We start from the raw sequence: 15,962 nt of genomic DNA, 5'->3' as shown, positions 1-15,962 counted from the left end.
AACCCACTTGGCTATCCTGTCGTAGGGTGTCGCGGAATTAGTTTTGAAGCGAAGGTTTCGCCTCAGCTGCCCCAAGCGCTTCCAGGATCAGTACACCGCGTGTCGGTGGAAGAGCCAGCTCTCCAGCAGGAGGATGCCGAGAGCCAGCCACAAGAGTGTGGTGCTCCAGTTCCCTCCCCCGGCCCATTTCACACCCTTGTCATTCGACGCGTCAGGAGCTGTCGCGTCTGCATTCACAGAGGGAATATCCGTCTCACGCATGGACAGGAGCAAGCTCGACTGCGCGCGGCCCTTGCTATCCTCGAAGAGTCCCACGTAGGACAGGTCCATCCAGCCGGAACCGGCCTCCTGGGAAACATCATGGATAGATACACCGTCCCACACCCGCCACTTGACGATTCCGGGCGCGACCGGAATCACCTCACCCGGATGATGCGGCTGCAGAGAGGCCAGAGTCTCCGCCTGCTCCGCACACCAGTAAATCGCATTTCCCACCAGCAACGGAAAAGCACTCAAAAGCGCAAGCTGCTCGCTACGGCTTGGTTGGAAGGCGGTGACCACCAGCCGTTGCCCTCCCGCCTCACCAGCCGCCAGCACGGGTTCATTGCCCGCCATCCAGAGCGTCTCCAGGGTATCGCTCACGTTGAGCACGGTGGTTTGTGTGACCGCGGCTCGATTGCTGGTCACCCGGAAAAGCACGGGATGCTCCGGTTGCACAGCGCGCACCGCATCATAGGGGACAGCTCGCTCCAGCTTCTTCGCATGGATGGGGCCTTCGCTCCTCGGTGGGTTCAATACCAGGGCGGGGCGATCCGTGGGCCACGGCGTAGGCAGCCAATTTTCGAACACATACACATCTGGCTTCTCTTTCATGGGCCAGTCCTTCACTCCCCCCTTCAGAATCTGGATGCGTTCTTCCGCCAACAGGGAAGTGAGCGCGAGTTCCACAAAGGGATCAGGTGACTCTGCAAGCCAGGCTACGACGAGTGGCTTCGTCTCCGGCAGCGCCGCCAGCACCACATTGTCCCAGCCCAGGCAGTCGTTTGCAGAGCGCATTTCCATTTCCAGACGCTGCCCTCGCCCGCCTTCCACGGGAAGGATGATGCGCGTGCTCTCGCCCGGCTTCAGTTCAAACTCACGCAATCCCCGCGGATTGCCGTCCAACCGCGCCTCGAGTGTGATCTCCATGGGCGCTTTGTTCGCGGAAGAAGCGGACACCTCCACAAACACGTCGAAGCGATTGCGAGCCAGCGGTGCTGGGCGGATCTGGAAACCCGTGATGCCCGCATTCAGCGGTTCCTTGAGGGCGACGTCGATAAATCGCTGACGGGGCTCGGCCTCACCCGGCTTTATCGCCGCTGCTGGCGCATCACCGTCGACACCAGCACCCAAACCAGAGGCTGCCTCTTCCTTCGAAAAGGCACGGTCACTGGCGTACCAAATCTCTGCTGGCGCATCCAGCGCAGCCAGCCGTCGCGCCACCACTAGCGCCTCCTCCGGGTGATCCTCCTCGGGCACGGCCTGGGCTTGGTCAATCATGCGCAAAAGCTCGCGGCGGTTCGTGCTGCGCGACTGCATGACCTCTGCTTCGGAGCCATACACCACCAATGAGGTGATGATGTTCTCCGGCAACGCATTGAGGCGATCACGCAGGACTTCCTTCGCGACATCCAGTCTCGTCTTTCCATCCGCATCCTTCGCATCCATGGAGGCGGAACAATCCAACAGCACCACGAGGCTCTTCGGCGTGTCTCCCCCGCCCTCACGGAAAGGCCGTGCCAGCGCAAGTACCGCCAGCAGGATGACCAGCAGCGTCAGCAGCAGGGAAAAGATTTTCTTCAGCCGTCGCAGCCACGCTGACTCCTGATGCTCCCGCGCCAGCGTGCGGAAGAAAAGCAACGTGGAAACCTGTACCCGCTTCGCCTTCCGGCGGAACAACCACAAGGCCACGGGAATGAGCCCGAGCCAGAGCAGATGCAAATACTGGGAGTGGAGGAAGGTCAAGGGGACGTGGAGTGACGGTACTGTTTTGTGATCTTATGAGTCTGATGTCAAAACCTGAGGCTCTGCGTCTTTGTATCCTTGATACGCTTCCAACAGTCCTTTCTCCATGTCGGACTCCTTGGACATGTCCTTGAGTTCAGCATCGAAGATCACATCCCGAACGTCAGGACGCGCCTTCAGGATGATGGTATGTTCAGGCAGGTCAGGACTGATGGCAATCGAACCGATGCGGTTACCCCGTCTGGTGAAAATTGAACCTGTGCCGACGCCACGCCGTACAGGGTTGAGACCAGTGGGATATAGCCGATTTTCGGGTCTGTGTTTGAACTGTACTCGCAGCAAAAGGTACAGATCTTTCCCCAATCGGCGGTATTCATAGTCACCCGGTTCTTTGGACAGCCAGAAACAGAACACGGGAGGATCCTGCTCGAATCCAACGGCAGGATAATGCTGCGCCAACTCCGCTCGGGTCATGGGGAATGTCAGACCTTTGAGGACCTTCTCCGCCTGACCGCGCGTGATTCTCACGCGAGGCTGACTTGGAGTGTCCAATGCACTCCCGCCACTCTGGCACGAAACGGCCAGAGGCAGAACAGCTATCAGAATCAACCGCCCCAAGACCATCATTTCCTGCGCGCGGGCTTCTTCTTTCTCGCGGCAGCTTCCGTTTTTTCCGCTGCCACTTCGGACTGGGTGGAGATGCCCAGGAAACGAATCTCCTTCTTCAGCACGATCTGTGCGCTCACGATGCTGTCTTCGGGGAGAGGCGTGACCTTCAGCCGCTTCACTCCATCCATGGTAATGACAAGTGGATCCAGCGATGGATCGGGCGCGGCGGCGGTTGTGCCGTCAGCCACCACGCCTGCCACGATTGATTCCGGGACATCGGGTGCTGGAGTCACCAGGTCGGCAGCGGCAGAGACATTCGCCGCAGCGCGAGCGCGCTTGTCTTCCACCACTACCGGCTTCTGCTTGTAGCCGACCTGGAGCATCAGGCGGGCATCATGATTGAGGATGTAGAATTCATAGTCCTGAGGCTCCGAGCTGTGAGAAAAGGAAAACGTCGCGAAAGCCTCTCCGGTTTTCACCGGTACCACTTTGGGAAACTTCTTGGCGAAGTCCTTGCGCGTCGCCGGAAGCGGCACGTCCACTACCGCCTGCCGCCACCCCTGGGTCGTCTCCGGTGGAGGCGGCGATTTTGCAAAGGGATTGTTGGCGCAGGACGCGAGCATCAAGACTGCCGGGACAGTCAGGAGGGATGGGAGGAGTGAGCGCATGGGGAGTTGGGGGGGATTTACAAAAGGATCGGCTAGGCACCGGCCAGTGCGCTTCCCCGGGTGAGCAGGGTAAGGAAGCGATCCTCAAATGGTTCATCACTCGCACAGCGGAAGAAGTCAATCTGGCGGCTGGCGCAGGCGTTGTTCAGGTTTTCGCTGAAGGCATCGAACATTTCCGTGTAGAGCTTCACTTCGCGGCGGGTAATCCAGAAGCGGCGCTTCTCACCCGTTTCCACATCCGCCAGTTCCACCTCACCGTCGAGATCCGGGCGCTGCTCCCAGGGATGGATGACCTGCACAAAGTGGGTCTCACCGGGCCAGCCTGCTGCACGATTCACCGCTTCCACCGCTGTACCGACCTCACGTCCGAAGAAGTCCGAGATCACGAAGATGATGCCGTAGCGCTGACGGGAAGGCCGGAAATCGCTAAAGCATTTCTCAAGATCGGTGAAGCCACCGTATTGCCACTTCCCCACGGTCTGGATGAACTTCTCAATATTCCCCTGCCCCCGCAGCGGTGGCAGTTCCTGCTTCACCCCTTCATTCATGGAGTAGAGGCTCACGCGATGCTGCCCACTCAGGCCCAAGTACGCCAGCGCCACGGCGAAACGCAGGGCCTGCCGCTTTTTTTCGGGAAAGGGCAGCGCCATGGAACCGCTGGTATCCACCACGACGTGCACGTGCAGCTCCTGCACTTCCTCGTAGAGGCGCACGAAAAGTTTCTCCAACCGTGCATAGAGACGCCAATCGATCGCGCGGAAGTCATCCTTCGCCGTATAGTGGCGGTAGTCCTTGAACTCGCGGGTGAATCCCGTGGCCGGTGTGCTCTGCATGCCCCGCTTCATGAGCGCGCGGCGCTTTCTCAGCCGCAGCGCCAGCGTACGCAGCCGATCCAGGAACGTGGCGTCAAACAGGTCTTCGCGGACAAGGGGTTCAGGCATGTGGTGCTTCGAATAGAGTCAACGGTTCGAATCAGGCGGGACATTCACAGGAGCAGCGGTCGCGACGGGTTTCTGCTTCAGAAACTGGCCACGAAGACAGATGACAGCACGATCATGCAACGGTGCAATCCACAAATCCTCCGCCACCGCGGAAAGCGGTCCACAGAGAATGCCGCCGCCCATCCGTTGATCCTGCAGGAACACTCCCTGGGGTACATAGACCCGGCGATACTGTGGGGCCATCGCCTGCCCACCCATGCCCGGCAACATGGGCATCATGGCAGTCGGGTGTCGTGAAGTCTCCGCCTTTACCCACTCCGCCGCATCCTTCGGCCAGGGAAGGTCAAACAAGGTCGCGCCGCTGCGAACATCGGCCGCACGAAGCCTGTCCGGCGTAGAAGCATAAAAGCGACTGCCCTCGAGCACGGAAGAATGCACCGGCTCGCCAGGGGCGCCGGGATTGGCACTGGCAAGCTGCTGCCCGACGATGACGAATCCGGACGGCGTTGAAATAGTCCCTATGCCGCCACTCGCGTTCAAACTCTGGCCAGGCTTGATGTCGGGCTCCGGGAATAAAGTAATCGAGTTGGAAGGTGTTCCCACCATGGTCACTGTCGCCACACCTCCGAGATCATTGATCACACGCCGTCCCTCAAAACCCACCACACAGCCTCCGCCCCCCCATCCGGCGACCGGCAGCCCCAGCATGGTGACCAGGCCATCATTGTTGGCAGTGGCGCCCCACACCTCTTCACCACGCAAGATGAGAGTTGGGGCGAGACCACTCTGCGGTTGCAACAGACGACGAAGGGCATCCCCATACACCCATCTCTGAGCAGGCCCAGAGCGAGTCGAATGCGGGCCGTTGATGGCGAGGCCCACACCAGGTCCAAAGGTCAGCTGCACTGAGCGTACCAGTGTCTGGGTAGCCGTACCCACCGCCGCCAGGGCGGAAGCGAGCTCATCCTCGGTCTCAAGCCCCACCGGGAAAGCTGGCAGCTCCCCCGTACCCGTGCGCCAGATCAGGGCACCAGTCTCTGCATGCAGCAGTGCCGCCGTCTGCGCCCATGCCAGTACCCTGCCCTGGTCCACGCTCAGGCCAGACCGCAGCCGCGCATACATGTCCATGTTCTGCCACTGGTTGTTCGGGTTCACCGGTGCCGCAGGAAGTTGAGGCAGCTCCGTCTCCCACAACAAACGACCCGATTCCAATTTCATCGCGGATACCCGGGATGTCGCCGGTCTCCAGTAGTACACGCAGCCGCCCTCCTCGACGAGACGACTCTGCGGCACCATGGACTGGGTTCCTTGAGCCTGACTCTCACCACTCGGCGCACTGCGCCACAGTACGCTGCCATTCGCGGCACTCAGGCACTCAACTCCGTTTTCCGTGAGTACGAGCAACCGGCCAGTCACCGCCTGGAACTGGATGGCTGCACTAAGTTCCGGCACCTGACCTCCGTAGCGATTGTACGGGTAGCCTCCGATGATTCGCCCCCTCCCACTTCGTCTCACCGCGCCCGGATTCGTGAAGGCATCTGTCGGCGCACCATCCGCGCGATAGCGCCAGCGGAGCTTCCCAGTCTTCAAATCCACGGCAAAGATATTCCACCGATCGTCTCCAAAGTACGCGAGACCATCAGTTTGCGAAACACCAGTCCGGGTGAGGATGGCGCCATCCTCCAGCGCAAAGGCCCATGCCGTCTCAAAGGGAGGTAGAGGCGCGGAGATGAGGGGCGCCTGCGGAATCTTCGCCGCAGCATTTCCATCTGGAGGTGATTTCAGCTTCGCCTGCAGCATGTCGCGAGCAGACTGCACGCTGAGTTCCATGCCATCAGGAAAGGCAATCCAGGTCTTGCCATCCACCTTGCCAAGTTCGGTGAGCGCGTCTGCCACCGCCGCGCCGTCCCCGATGCCAGCACTGAACCACGCCCGCAGCCAGCGCAGCCACAACCGCTGCTCGTGCGTGAGCTCCATCCTTTCAAACTCCGCCGCCGCACGTCGCGCAGCTGCCCAGTCCTGCATGTCACCCTCGAGAAGGGCCATTTGCACACTGCGCCATTGACTGGCCACCAGATGATCTCGCAGGGACTGTTGCACCTCCTCCGCAAGCTTCCAGTCATGCGCCTTCCCCAGTACCTCGCGAAGAGCGATGCGCAGGCGCTCTTCTCCTCCGCTGTTGGCCAGCAAGCTGATCCATTGCGCCCAGTGTGCGCGCTCTGCTGGCTCCAGCTGGGTCAGTCTCTCCGCACACGCCAGCGCCTGTCCGGCGAGGTTGCGCTCCTGCAGCAGCGGCAGCAACGCACGGAGGTCCTGCGCCCCGGTGACCTTCCCCACATCCAGGTCATCCAGAAATTCCCGGGCCAAATCCCCACGGCCAGCCCGCTGATACAAAAGTGCCAGTCGCACGCGATGGTCCTCCCGATGCGCCGCGTCCCGCTCCATCAGGGAACGCAAGCCCGCCTCTGCCTCGGCCACACGCGTGCTGTCGCTGCCCAACAACTCCAGCCGCATCTTCTCCAACTGCAAACGCCGTTCCGGAGTAAGCGAAGCGGCCAGAGCCCTGGTGATGGCGGCCTCGGCGAACTTCTCCTCCTGCCTCGCGATCGCCTGCTCGAGGAGAACAATCCATCTGCCAAACAAAGTATCTTCAGGCACCGCCTTTCCCGTCGGAAGAAGGAGCTCCGCTTCGCGCTGCAGCCACAGCCCGGTCATCTCACGGGCACTGGCATACTCCAACAGGGCGTCCAACCACGCCTGGTAGCGGGCCTCGGTATCACAGAGCGCACGTGCCGCATCCAGCGTGGCCTGTACCTGCGCATCATCGCCCAGCTTGCCGAAAATCTTTGCCAGCAGCAGCCGTCCCTCGAAGGCTCCTTCATTGGAAGCCACCCACGGTTCCACCAGCTCCTTCGCCTCGAGCCAGAGCTGCTTCACCATGAGAAACTGTGCAATCTCCAGACGAGCATCCGGCGGGAGATCTTTGCTCCAGGAGCCGGCAAAGAGCTTCGCCACATCCTCCTTGCGACGCTGGCCCATGTAGAGCTCTGCCAGCTCGCGCCGGAGATCCCAGCGCTGGGGCGCCTTCTCCACGGCAGACTCCAGCAACGCCACCGCTTCCAGGGATTGATTGCGCCGCCGCAACCAGCGCGCCATCTCTACTGTGCGCTCGATCTTTTGCGCATCCTCCAGCGAAGTCAGCAGCTTGTTGAAAGCCGCCTTCGCCTTCTCCGCTTGATTCATGGCGTAGTACCAGCGCACCCGGCGCAGTTGCAAATCACCGCGCTCGGGTTGCTTCTCCAGCTTTTTCTCGAGCCACGCAATAGCCTCCGTATCGGGCCCCTGCGCCTCCCACACCTCCAGCACTCTCGCTTCCAAAGGAGCGGACTGGGGAAACTGCACCACCGCTTCGCGTAGTACCTTGAGCGCCTCATTGCCACGATGCGCCGCCAGCAGCACATCGGCAAAGGTCAGTGCGTCCGCTTCCGTGCGTGATTCCTTCTTGCTCCACTTCGCCCGCGCTTCTTCCACGAAACCATCGCGCCCTTTGGCGCCCGCAAGGTCCAGACGCAACATGAGGATTTCGCGATGTCTCCAGTGCTCCGGGGAAAGCTTTTCCTGCAGCGCTTGCAGCATCTTCACTGCGGCGGGCGCATCCCCGTTCTCTGCGAGCAGCTGCGCCCGGAGCACCGTGGCCTCCACACCGCTGTCCGCCCCGAGCGACTGCTCCGGCAGATCCTTGAGGAGGAGAGCCGCGGTCTTCGGCAACTTCGCGGACATGGCCTGCCTCGCCCAGCGAAGGCGTTGCTCCGGACTCATCGCGCCCTCATCCATGAGCTTCTGCGTCTGGATGAGCACGAGGTCCTCGCGAGCTTGCACAGAGGCGGCCTTGAGGAGCTCGCCATACCACAAGGCGCGACGGGCCACACCTTTCTCCAGGGACACAGCGCGAGCCATCTCATCCACCGCCTTCGGGTCGTGTTGCTGCAGCAGTGCGCGCCCATATTCCCACGCCAGCAACGCATGCTCCGGATGCTGCGCCACGGCCGACTTCAGGAACTCCATCGCCCGCCGGTCCTGGAGCGCACCATAGATGCGGGAGAGCACCAACTTCGCATTCCCGTCCTCCGGAAACTGCGCCACGTGCGCGCCATACATGGAGAGCAGCTCCTCCGTCCGTCCGGCATCCCGATACAGGGCCACCAGCTTCTGCAGCGGCACATCCACCGCCGGGTCATAGTGCAACGCCGTGCGCAGGGCGATGGATGTCTTGTCGAAGGAGTCAGGGGCTGCGGGTGCGGAGTCTGCAGTTGGGGCGGATTGCTGGGAGTGGGTGGGAGGAACTGCGACGAAGAAGCTGATGGCGAGGAGTAGCAGCGTTGCGCGGAGCGGAGCACCCCAAACGTGGTCCGCACACTCCGCTGTGCGGTCAGGGATGCCTCCTCCCTGACCAAGCCTCCCGAAAAATGACCCCACTTGGAGCCGCAACGTGCTTCCCGCACAACGGAGTGTGCGGACCACCAACCCTGCCTCAGGGCGGCCCGGACCAGTCTGGGTGGGAAGCATCATGCGCAGTACAGCCTTGCGTTCGCCCAATTAAACGCAAGCACGTGAGTTTGAGTAGTTTTATCTGGGCATCGCGTTCAGCTTCTTTCACTTTTACTTGTGGACTCAGCTACGCGCCATTCCCCATCTCTATCATCACCACCTCATGCGAACATCGAAAACGAAGGGGCAAGGTATCTCCCAATCCTCGGGAAATGATGACAGGAACACCATCGACTTCGCGCCGGTCGCAGCACCAGCGGTAGAACATATTGGCGGGGAAGTGCGTGCCACTGCCGGTGCGATGGAAAACGAACTGTCCTCCGTGCAGGTGTCCCGCGAGCACAAGGTCGCAGCCCGGGAGTTTTGCCAGGTCGAGGTCTTCCGGATCATGCACCAGCACGATGCGGTGGCGCCCTGAATCACGAGCCGTGGTCGAATGCATCTGCCATGACATGAACTCACACCGCAAGCCCCACTCGCTATCGAAGTTCCACGACATCTCATCCACGCAATGCGCCCCTGATACACCGTGGAAAGGTTCCAGCGCCTCGGGACCGAACCAGTGATCGTGGTTGCCACGGATCCAGCACACGGGACGCGTGCTGGCAATGCGCCGGAGGAAATCGCAACACAAGTCCGCGCCTCGAGGTGTATCAAACCAATCACCGGTAAACACCACCACCTCCGGCTGCTCTTCATCGAGGATGGCTGCGACTTCATCCAATCTCCTGCTGCTCCACCAGACGTGGAAGTCGCTCAAATGCGCCATGCGCAGCCGGCCCGAGTCTGGGCCACCCGACTTCAAGCACACCCTCTCCCGGCGAATCTCCACACTCATCGATGCACATCCGCCAGGATGAGGATGGCAAAGTTCGCCAGACACACCGAACCCCGCCAGTGCCAGCGCACGGCGAGTTCTTGGGGCGGCCATCCGAAGCCAGGCAGATTCATGGCGAGAGCTGCGGACATGAGCACCGTGAAGATGTCCCATGGATCATAAGCACCATCTGTGAAATGAAACGCCTGGCAGACCTCGATGCCCACCGCCATCGCCACTGGAAGCAGAGCGAGATGAAGTGTGGTTCGTCCCCAGCTGACCCGAAGGTCGCGAGCCAACAGCGTGGCAGCAAACACCCACAATCCACCCGGCACCCGCCAAGCCAGCTCATCCGGTACGAAGATGATGGTGTGGAGAATTTCCCGAGCGTGATGGAGCGCCCCGACCGGAAGAAGGCTGGCTACGAGCAGATTGATCCACGTCTCCTCACTCCGGTAGCCGACATACAGCCACAGGCTGGACAACAATGAGAACAACGAAAGCGCGACGCTGGCGAGATTCATTTCTATTTCTGCAGAATGACAAACGTGAACCATCCACCGGGGAGGCAGGACTCCCGGTGAATTACCGAAGACGCAGGCCAGCCCGGGATGTCTGCGAAGCGGAATTGCGACCGCAGTCGCAACCATCGGCGCACGCGCGAGACCCAGCCATGAGGAGACGCTCTTGTCTCGTGATTCAGGATGAAAGCGAATCCTCCCGGCTTCAGCACCCTCCACGCTTCCGCCAGCATGCGCTCCGGATGAGCTGTGACGGAAAGCACATACGTCATGACGACACGGTCAAAAGCAGCATCGCCAAACTGCAGAGACTCTCCATCCATCACCTTGATATCTACCTCACAGCCGAGGGAACTCTTCTGCCGTGATGCCATCTGTATCATGCCCGGTGAAACATCCACTCCGGTCACGTGCGTGGCAAGGTAGTCACTGAGATGCCCTCCCGTGCCCACACCAATTTCCAGGAGGCTCCCGGGAAACCGCTCATTCACTGTGGCCACCAGTCTGTGACGAGTGCTGGAAAGGAACGGCTCAACGAGCGGATAGAGCCACCTGGCCCAATTGTAGAATTCGCCTGTGCTCTGATTAAGTCCGATGTCCACGCATGTGATGGCCTGGAAATGCGCCTTTTCGTACTGCGAATGTCGTCGCATAGAAATGCCTGAACATCTAATCAGCGATCACCCGTGAGAGGGAGGCAACGTAGACAAGAGGTAACCTGCAATAGTGCCCATGACCTCGACTGCGCACTTGGCTTCATGACCCGTTACTGTGGGCAACCAAGGTCTGCCATGCCCAGTACCCTGCTTGTTGCGCAGCTTATTGACCGCACAGCCAACTTCGTAGAGAGCACGCTGCACCCGTCTCTCAGGCCCCTCTCCGGGGGTGGGTGCGTCCTGAGGTGTCGCTAGACCTGCCACAACAAACGCCTGTCCCAGTAAAGTCGGAAAATTTGATGTTTGAGGGTATGTTCCATAGCGCTCTGTAACGATGTGGGCTGCAGTGGCCTCCAACAAGTCCTTTGAAGTGCCTGTCAAAAGGGCGGCATCTTCCACACCTTTTCTAGCCCTTTCCACATATGCTCGCAGAGCCTTGGTCAGGGGCACTCCCTCCAATGAATCCAGCGCTGAAGGTTGCAAGACGCCATCCGTGGCCAAGTTAAAACCTTGCTCAGCGAAACATGCCCTGAGACTAACAATAGCTTCGACACCTACGAAATTGGAAGAAGCTTCTCGAAAGCCACCGTTGGATCGAACATTCGAAACAAGCAACGCCACGAACCGCTCACCTTTAGCGAGGTCATTTTCGAGAGCCCAGCTAAGGATAGCCCGCACTCTCTTGGCCTTTCCAACAACCTGACCTTGAGCCTTTGGATCACCTTGTGACAATCCACATTGATTGACCATGAACTCGATTTCGTTGTGGCTTGGATATCGAGTTTCGGATTGCGCATCATCTACTACCTTCGCGAGTGCAAATACGATCGAGTCCGAGAGAGGCGCGGAATTTGCCATGGGTTCTGTCAGGTTAGGCATTCAACGCTCACTGTCGCACCGGCTTACGCCGCCATCGCCGCCGGCGTTCCCACCTGCTTCAGCAAGTCATCCACCAGGCCATCCACCTTCACCTGCTGCGCTTCACCTTCGAAGTTGAGGATCACGCGATGACGCAGGGCGGCATGGGCGATGCGCTGCACGTCCTCCGTGCCCACGGCGGTGCCACCGCGCACAGCACACCAGACACGGGCGCCGCGGATGAGGGCCTGGAGGCCACGCGGGCTGGCGCCGTAGGAAACATAACGGCCCACGGCAGGCAGTGCACCGGCTTGGTCCGGATGGGTGCCAAGCACGAGTTGCGAGGCATACGAAGCAATGGGATCTGCCACAGGAATCTGCGTGAGCAGGTACTGCAGGCGCATGAGTTCCACGCCGCTTAGCACGGTATTGAGATGCGGTTCGTCAAAGCCGGTGGTGCGGCGGGAGATCTCCACGAGCGATTCCAGGTTCGGGAAGGGCACTTTGATCTTGAACATGAAGCGATCGAGCTGCGCTTCGGGCAGCGGATAGGTGCCCTCCATTTCCATCGGGTTCTGCGTAGCCAGTACGAAGAAAGGTTCGGGCAGACGATGACGCTCGCCACCGGCGGTGACAGCCCGCTCCTGCATCACTTCCAGCAGGGCTGCCTGCGTCTTCGGTGTCGCGCGGTTGATTTCGTCCACGAGCAGAAGGTTCTTGAACACCGGACCGCGCTCGAAGTGCAACACACGGCGGCCATGCGCATCTTCATTCACGATGTGCGTGCCGAGGATGTCCGCCGGCATGAGGTCCGGGGTGCACTGCACACGTCCAGGCTCCAGTCCTACGACTTGCGAAAGCACCCGCACGAGGAACGTTTTGCCCAGGCCCGGGACGCCTTCCAGCAGTACGTGACCGCCGGCGAAAATGGCAATGAGGGTTTCCGTAAGCAGATCATCGTAGCCCACGATGGCCTTCTGCATCTCAGCCTTCAACTTGCCGAACAGGGCACGGAATTCTTCCAACTCATCTTCCAGCGGCTTCATGGGCAGCGTGCGCACATCCACATGCACCGGCTGCGGAGGATGCGTCTCCACAGGAACTTCGGGCATGGGGGAATGATACTCCGCCTCAGGGGCAGCAACCGGGGCCTGCGGAGCACTCTCCGCCACAGCAGCAGTGCTGGCTGTTGTTGGTTCCACCGCGGCCGCCCCACCCTTTTTGTTCGCTTTCTTCATGGGTCGCTTTTTCGCACTCTTTGCGTCCGCCGCAAGTGCGTCCTGATCAAGAGGTGCGGGCGGATAGTCGGGAAGGGAAGAGTCGTCAGGCATGGGGAAGCGAGGTGAAAATCAGTCGTTTGAATTCGCGGAATCAATCTGCCATCTCATTTCTTGGAGGCGTCCTTCGGAAGAAAGGCTAACTGAGCACGTCCCAGTTTGTCCTGATCTTTTGTGTCTTTCACGTGGTCCCACATCGCTTTCTTCAAGTTTGCCGGTACCAGCGCAAGATCCCCAGGCCGTTCTTTCGAAAAAGTCCAGCCACCCAAGAGCCGTGCCGCTCCCTCCCAGTGAGCAGGCGTAGCCATCCCCGCCGATTGCATGGCTTCCACCAATTCGCCGGTGCTGTAAGTTAGCAGGAGTTCCTCGCCGATAGTTTCATACCCAGGATAGCCTGACCACGGTCCGGCCCCCGAGCCATACCATGCGCAGAGAGCCAGCACCCGTTCCTGGGCACTTGGAAATGTTTGTTCCAATGCCGCTTGCAAGGGAGCTAGCGTCTTTGCACGGCCGACAATATCCTGATCACGGTCCCAGATGTTTTCAAGCCCTTTGGGAACGGCTGCTAGCCAGCGAACCCAGTTTTTGGAACGCTCTTCGTCACTCCTGGCATTTTCATTCACTTCTCGGCGCGGTCCAAACATCCCTCGCTCTTCAAACCATCGAACCATCAGTTCTGGATTCGTCAGGGCGGCATCACTGCTCCAGAGAGTGCATCGGATGAAGACGCCATGATGATTGGAAACACGAGCCAGGAGTTTCTCCGCACGGTAGAAATTCATACTCTCGGTACCAGCACACGCACAAGCAAACGACATCTCGGGTTGCTCTACTTTCAAGGCCCGCCCCAAGAGTTCGATTTCCTCACGGTCGGTTGATTCATACAACATCTGTCTTCCTTGGAATGGATCACCGAGAATCACCAGACGATCTGCTTTGGCAATGGCCTTGTCCAGCGCCACGACGTCCACAGGCTTCTTGAAGTACAAATAACCAATGACACCGACTACCACGGTGCTCAAGGCGACCAGCAGGCCAAATGCCCGCTTCTTGTGGAACTTCCATTCTGCCATAGCCTACCCCGTTTGTCCGTTCCCTATTCCTTCTCAAACCGCTTCCGCAGCTCGGTAAAATACCTTCTCACCTGCTCTCTCCGCGCAGGCGGCAGCGCGGACTCATCCAGCGCGTTCTCCTCGGCAGCGATGGCATCCAACGCGGTGGCTTGAGCACCACGTGAAGCCTGCTCGTTGCGGGCTTGCCCTTCCACGGCACGTACGGAGGAGGCGCCATCCGCATTGCTCTGGGCATTCACCGTGACTTGCTGACCTGCTTTGTTACCGGGGGTGGGAGTGTTGCCCATCTGCGTGGTGCCATTCCCGGCCTGCTGACCACCTTGGTTCATGCCGGGCGTCATGCCCAGCATCACAGCGCTCGGCTGTTGACCGGGATTGGTACCGGGGATAGGCGCGATGAGCATGGGCTGACCGGGCTTGGGCGGCTGGCCTTGTCCCTGACCCGGCTTGCCTATGGCCATGGGCTGCTGATTCTGCTGACCAGTGCCAGGCACGGGCGTAAGGACGGGAAGGTTCTGGCCGCCCATTCCCTGTTGTCCTTGCTGCATCTGCGGCGCGTTGGAGAGGCCGGGCATCTGCATCGGAGACATCTGCGGCGCGTTCTGCATGTTCTGCATCTGGCCTTGGCCCTGCTGGCTTTGGGGTCCCTGTTGCCCTTGCTGGCCCTGCTGCCCTGCGAGTTGCTGCATGCCCTGCGCGCCCTGTCCTGCGATGTCGCTGCCGGATTGCCGGAGTTGCTGGGCCAGTTTCTCCAGTTGGTCGCGCGCTTTCTCCCTCGCGGCGAGCGTGCGCATCTTGTCCGCCAGATCCTTGAATTCACGGCTGGCCTCCTTGGGCAGCGTCTGGGTCATCTGACGATCCGCCGTGAGCACATGCTGGCCCACGGTACGCTCCTTGTCCTCGGGCTGGCCCTGCTTGCCGATGTCCCGCAACGTTTCCGTGAAGCGGTCACGCGTTTCATTCGTGAGCGTCGGATTCCCCAGCTTTTCTGCCACATCATCCGCCTGCTTCGCGGTACGCTCAGCGGACTTCTCCGCCACCGCATCGCCGAGCTCCGCCGTGTCCGCATGCTTGCGCATCTCCGCGACCATCTGCTCGGAGGCCCAAGCGGCATCCCCTGCCCCGAGCTTCGCGGCCAGCCGTTCCGCATCACGCGCACGCTTCTCCAGATCGGAGAGCACGTCTCTTGCGGTCTTGCCCTCGCTGTCCTGCAGGGCCTTTGCGGTGTCCTGCACGTCCTTCTGCAGCTTCTCGACTTCCTTCTTCTCCTCCTCGCTCAGCGATTTCAACTTGTCCTGATCGAGCTTCGTATCCGCGAGTTTCTTGCCCTCCTGCACCGCGAGTTCCTGCCCCGTGGCGGTGAGCGGCGTGTCCGGCAGATGGATGACTCCCATCTCCGGCAGGAAAAGCATTCCCAGCGCCACCACTGGGAACAAAGCCATCCAGCGCACATCCTTCAGCGGCAGCGGGAGGTCCGCTGCGAGATTGTGCATGGCCGGGGCGAGCTTCGGCGTGTAACGCGCGAGGTGCATCTGCTGGCCGGCAGTGCGTTTCTCCACAGGCTGCTGCTCAAACCACCACGCATTGGCAAAAGCATCGCCTCGGGAACTCGCCTTGTCCCAGAACGCCAGTGCGCTGTACGGTCCGGGGCGTTTCCAGGCAGCCCAAGCCAGGCAGCCAGCACCCCACGCCAGCACCGCGCTGAACGCGAACCATCCCGTGATCCAATTCCAACCCAAAAGCCGCAGAACGATGAGTAATGCGAGGGCCGCGGCGGCGTAGCGCCAGGTGGCCAGCACCAGCAGCAGTCCCTTGCGCACAATCAAACGACGCTCCACCACCTGCGCCGAGGACGCAAAGGCATGAGCCATGGCAGCATGGACACTTGCGCTGGCACTGCCAGCGGACGGGGCTGCCGCGCTCGTGGGAGGTTCAGCGACCGGGGTCATGCGAAATCACGATAGGGCTGGGCGGTTTTCAGGGGAATTTC

12 protein-coding genes are annotated in these 15,962 nt (G+C 60.5%); all 12 read right to left on the bottom strand.

Annotated features, from left to right (window positions below; translation table 11 throughout):
• Window positions 1-87: 87 nt before the first annotated feature.
• Window positions 88-2,004 (bottom strand): vWA domain-containing protein, encoded by a 1,917-nt coding sequence (locus DES53_RS06980; protein ID WP_113957516.1) that lies wholly within the window; start codon window positions 2,002-2,004, stop codon window positions 88-90.
• A 33-nt stretch (window positions 2,005-2,037) separates the two neighbouring features.
• The gene (locus DES53_RS06975; protein ID WP_113957515.1) at window positions 2,038-2,478 is read right to left on the bottom strand and encodes a hypothetical protein; all 441 of its coding nucleotides are present in this window, start codon (window positions 2,476-2,478) and stop codon (window positions 2,038-2,040) included.
• Window positions 2,479-2,627: 149 nt separating this feature from the next.
• Entirely contained in the window at window positions 2,628-3,281 is a 654-nt protein-coding gene (locus tag DES53_RS06970) for a hypothetical protein (RefSeq protein ID WP_147263264.1), read from the bottom strand.
• A gap of 32 nt (window positions 3,282-3,313) precedes the next feature.
• Window positions 3,314-4,222, bottom strand: coding sequence for a DUF58 domain-containing protein (locus tag DES53_RS06965; protein WP_113957513.1), 909 nt, complete (start codon window positions 4,220-4,222; stop codon window positions 3,314-3,316).
• A gap of 18 nt (window positions 4,223-4,240) precedes the next feature.
• Window positions 4,241-8,791: an outer membrane protein assembly factor BamB family protein gene (locus tag DES53_RS06960; RefSeq protein ID WP_113957512.1), complete on the bottom strand. Its 4,551-nt coding sequence runs from the start codon at window positions 8,789-8,791 to the stop codon at window positions 4,241-4,243.
• Between the two features lie 106 nt (window positions 8,792-8,897).
• A complete protein-coding gene (locus DES53_RS06955; protein ID WP_170156919.1) occupies window positions 8,898-9,608 on the bottom strand; it encodes a metallophosphoesterase in 711 nt (236 codons plus the stop codon).
• A complete protein-coding gene (locus tag DES53_RS32835) occupies window positions 9,605-10,111 on the bottom strand; it encodes a hypothetical protein (protein ID WP_170156918.1) in 507 nt (168 codons plus the stop codon). Before DES53_RS32835 ends, DES53_RS06955 begins: the two co-directional genes overlap by 4 nt.
• A 2-nt stretch (window positions 10,112-10,113) precedes the next feature.
• On the bottom strand, window positions 10,114-10,761 hold the full coding sequence (locus DES53_RS06945) for a class I SAM-dependent methyltransferase (RefSeq protein WP_113957509.1): 648 nt from the start codon (window positions 10,759-10,761) through the stop codon (window positions 10,114-10,116).
• A 27-nt stretch (window positions 10,762-10,788) separates the two neighbouring features.
• Window positions 10,789-11,622 carry an abortive infection family protein gene (locus DES53_RS06940; protein WP_113957508.1) on the bottom strand — a complete coding sequence of 278 codons (834 nt, stop codon included), beginning with the start codon at window positions 11,620-11,622 and terminating at the stop codon, window positions 10,789-10,791.
• 44 nt (window positions 11,623-11,666) lie between these two features.
• Window positions 11,667-12,953 (bottom strand): AAA family ATPase, encoded by a 1,287-nt coding sequence (locus tag DES53_RS06935; protein ID WP_245958109.1) that lies wholly within the window; start codon window positions 12,951-12,953, stop codon window positions 11,667-11,669.
• 53 nt (window positions 12,954-13,006) lie between these two features.
• Window positions 13,007-13,972, bottom strand: a complete 966-nt coding sequence (locus tag DES53_RS06930; RefSeq protein WP_113957507.1) for a hypothetical protein — start codon at window positions 13,970-13,972, stop codon at window positions 13,007-13,009.
• A gap of 23 nt (window positions 13,973-13,995) precedes the next feature.
• Window positions 13,996-15,921: a polyadenylate binding domain-containing protein gene (locus DES53_RS06925; protein ID WP_113957506.1), complete on the bottom strand. Its 1,926-nt coding sequence runs from the start codon at window positions 15,919-15,921 to the stop codon at window positions 13,996-13,998.
• Between the last annotated feature and the right edge of the window lie 41 nt (window positions 15,922-15,962).

Origin of the sequence: Roseimicrobium gellanilyticum (genome assembly GCF_003315205.1) — a bacterium.
GTDB classification, from domain to species: domain Bacteria; phylum Verrucomicrobiota; class Verrucomicrobiia; order Verrucomicrobiales; family Verrucomicrobiaceae; genus Roseimicrobium; species Roseimicrobium gellanilyticum.
This window is presented reverse-complemented; position numbering and strand designations above follow the sequence as displayed.

What these genes read in the sequence shown, in the direction of transcription:
- DES53_RS06975 (WP_113957515.1), bottom strand. Translation starts at nt 2,478, where the DNA reads ATGACCCGAGCGGAGTTGGCGCAGCATTATCCTGCCGTTGGATTCGAG.
- DES53_RS06970 (WP_147263264.1), bottom strand. Translation starts at nt 3,281, where the DNA reads ATGCGCTCACTCCTCCCATCCCTCCTGACTGTCCCGGCAGTCTTGATG.
- DES53_RS06965 (WP_113957513.1), bottom strand. Translation starts at nt 4,222, where the DNA reads ATGCCTGAACCCCTTGTCCGCGAAGACCTGTTTGACGCCACGTTCCTG.
- DES53_RS06960 (WP_113957512.1), bottom strand. Translation starts at nt 8,791, where the DNA reads ATGATGCTTCCCACCCAGACTGGTCCGGGCCGCCCTGAGGCAGGGTTG.
- DES53_RS06955 (WP_170156919.1), bottom strand. Translation starts at nt 9,608, where the DNA reads ATGAGTGTGGAGATTCGCCGGGAGAGGGTGTGCTTGAAGTCGGGTGGC.
- DES53_RS32835 (WP_170156918.1), bottom strand. Translation starts at nt 10,111, where the DNA reads ATGAATCTCGCCAGCGTCGCGCTTTCGTTGTTCTCATTGTTGTCCAGC.
- DES53_RS06945 (WP_113957509.1), bottom strand. Translation starts at nt 10,761, where the DNA reads ATGCGACGACATTCGCAGTACGAAAAGGCGCATTTCCAGGCCATCACA.
- DES53_RS06940 (WP_113957508.1), bottom strand. Translation starts at nt 11,622, where the DNA reads ATGGCAAATTCCGCGCCTCTCTCGGACTCGATCGTATTTGCACTCGCG.
- DES53_RS06935 (WP_245958109.1), bottom strand. Translation starts at nt 12,953, where the DNA reads ATGCCTGACGACTCTTCCCTTCCCGACTATCCGCCCGCACCTCTTGAT.
- DES53_RS06930 (WP_113957507.1), bottom strand. Translation starts at nt 13,972, where the DNA reads ATGGCAGAATGGAAGTTCCACAAGAAGCGGGCATTTGGCCTGCTGGTC.
- DES53_RS06925 (WP_113957506.1), bottom strand. Translation starts at nt 15,921, where the DNA reads ATGACCCCGGTCGCTGAACCTCCCACGAGCGCGGCAGCCCCGTCCGCT.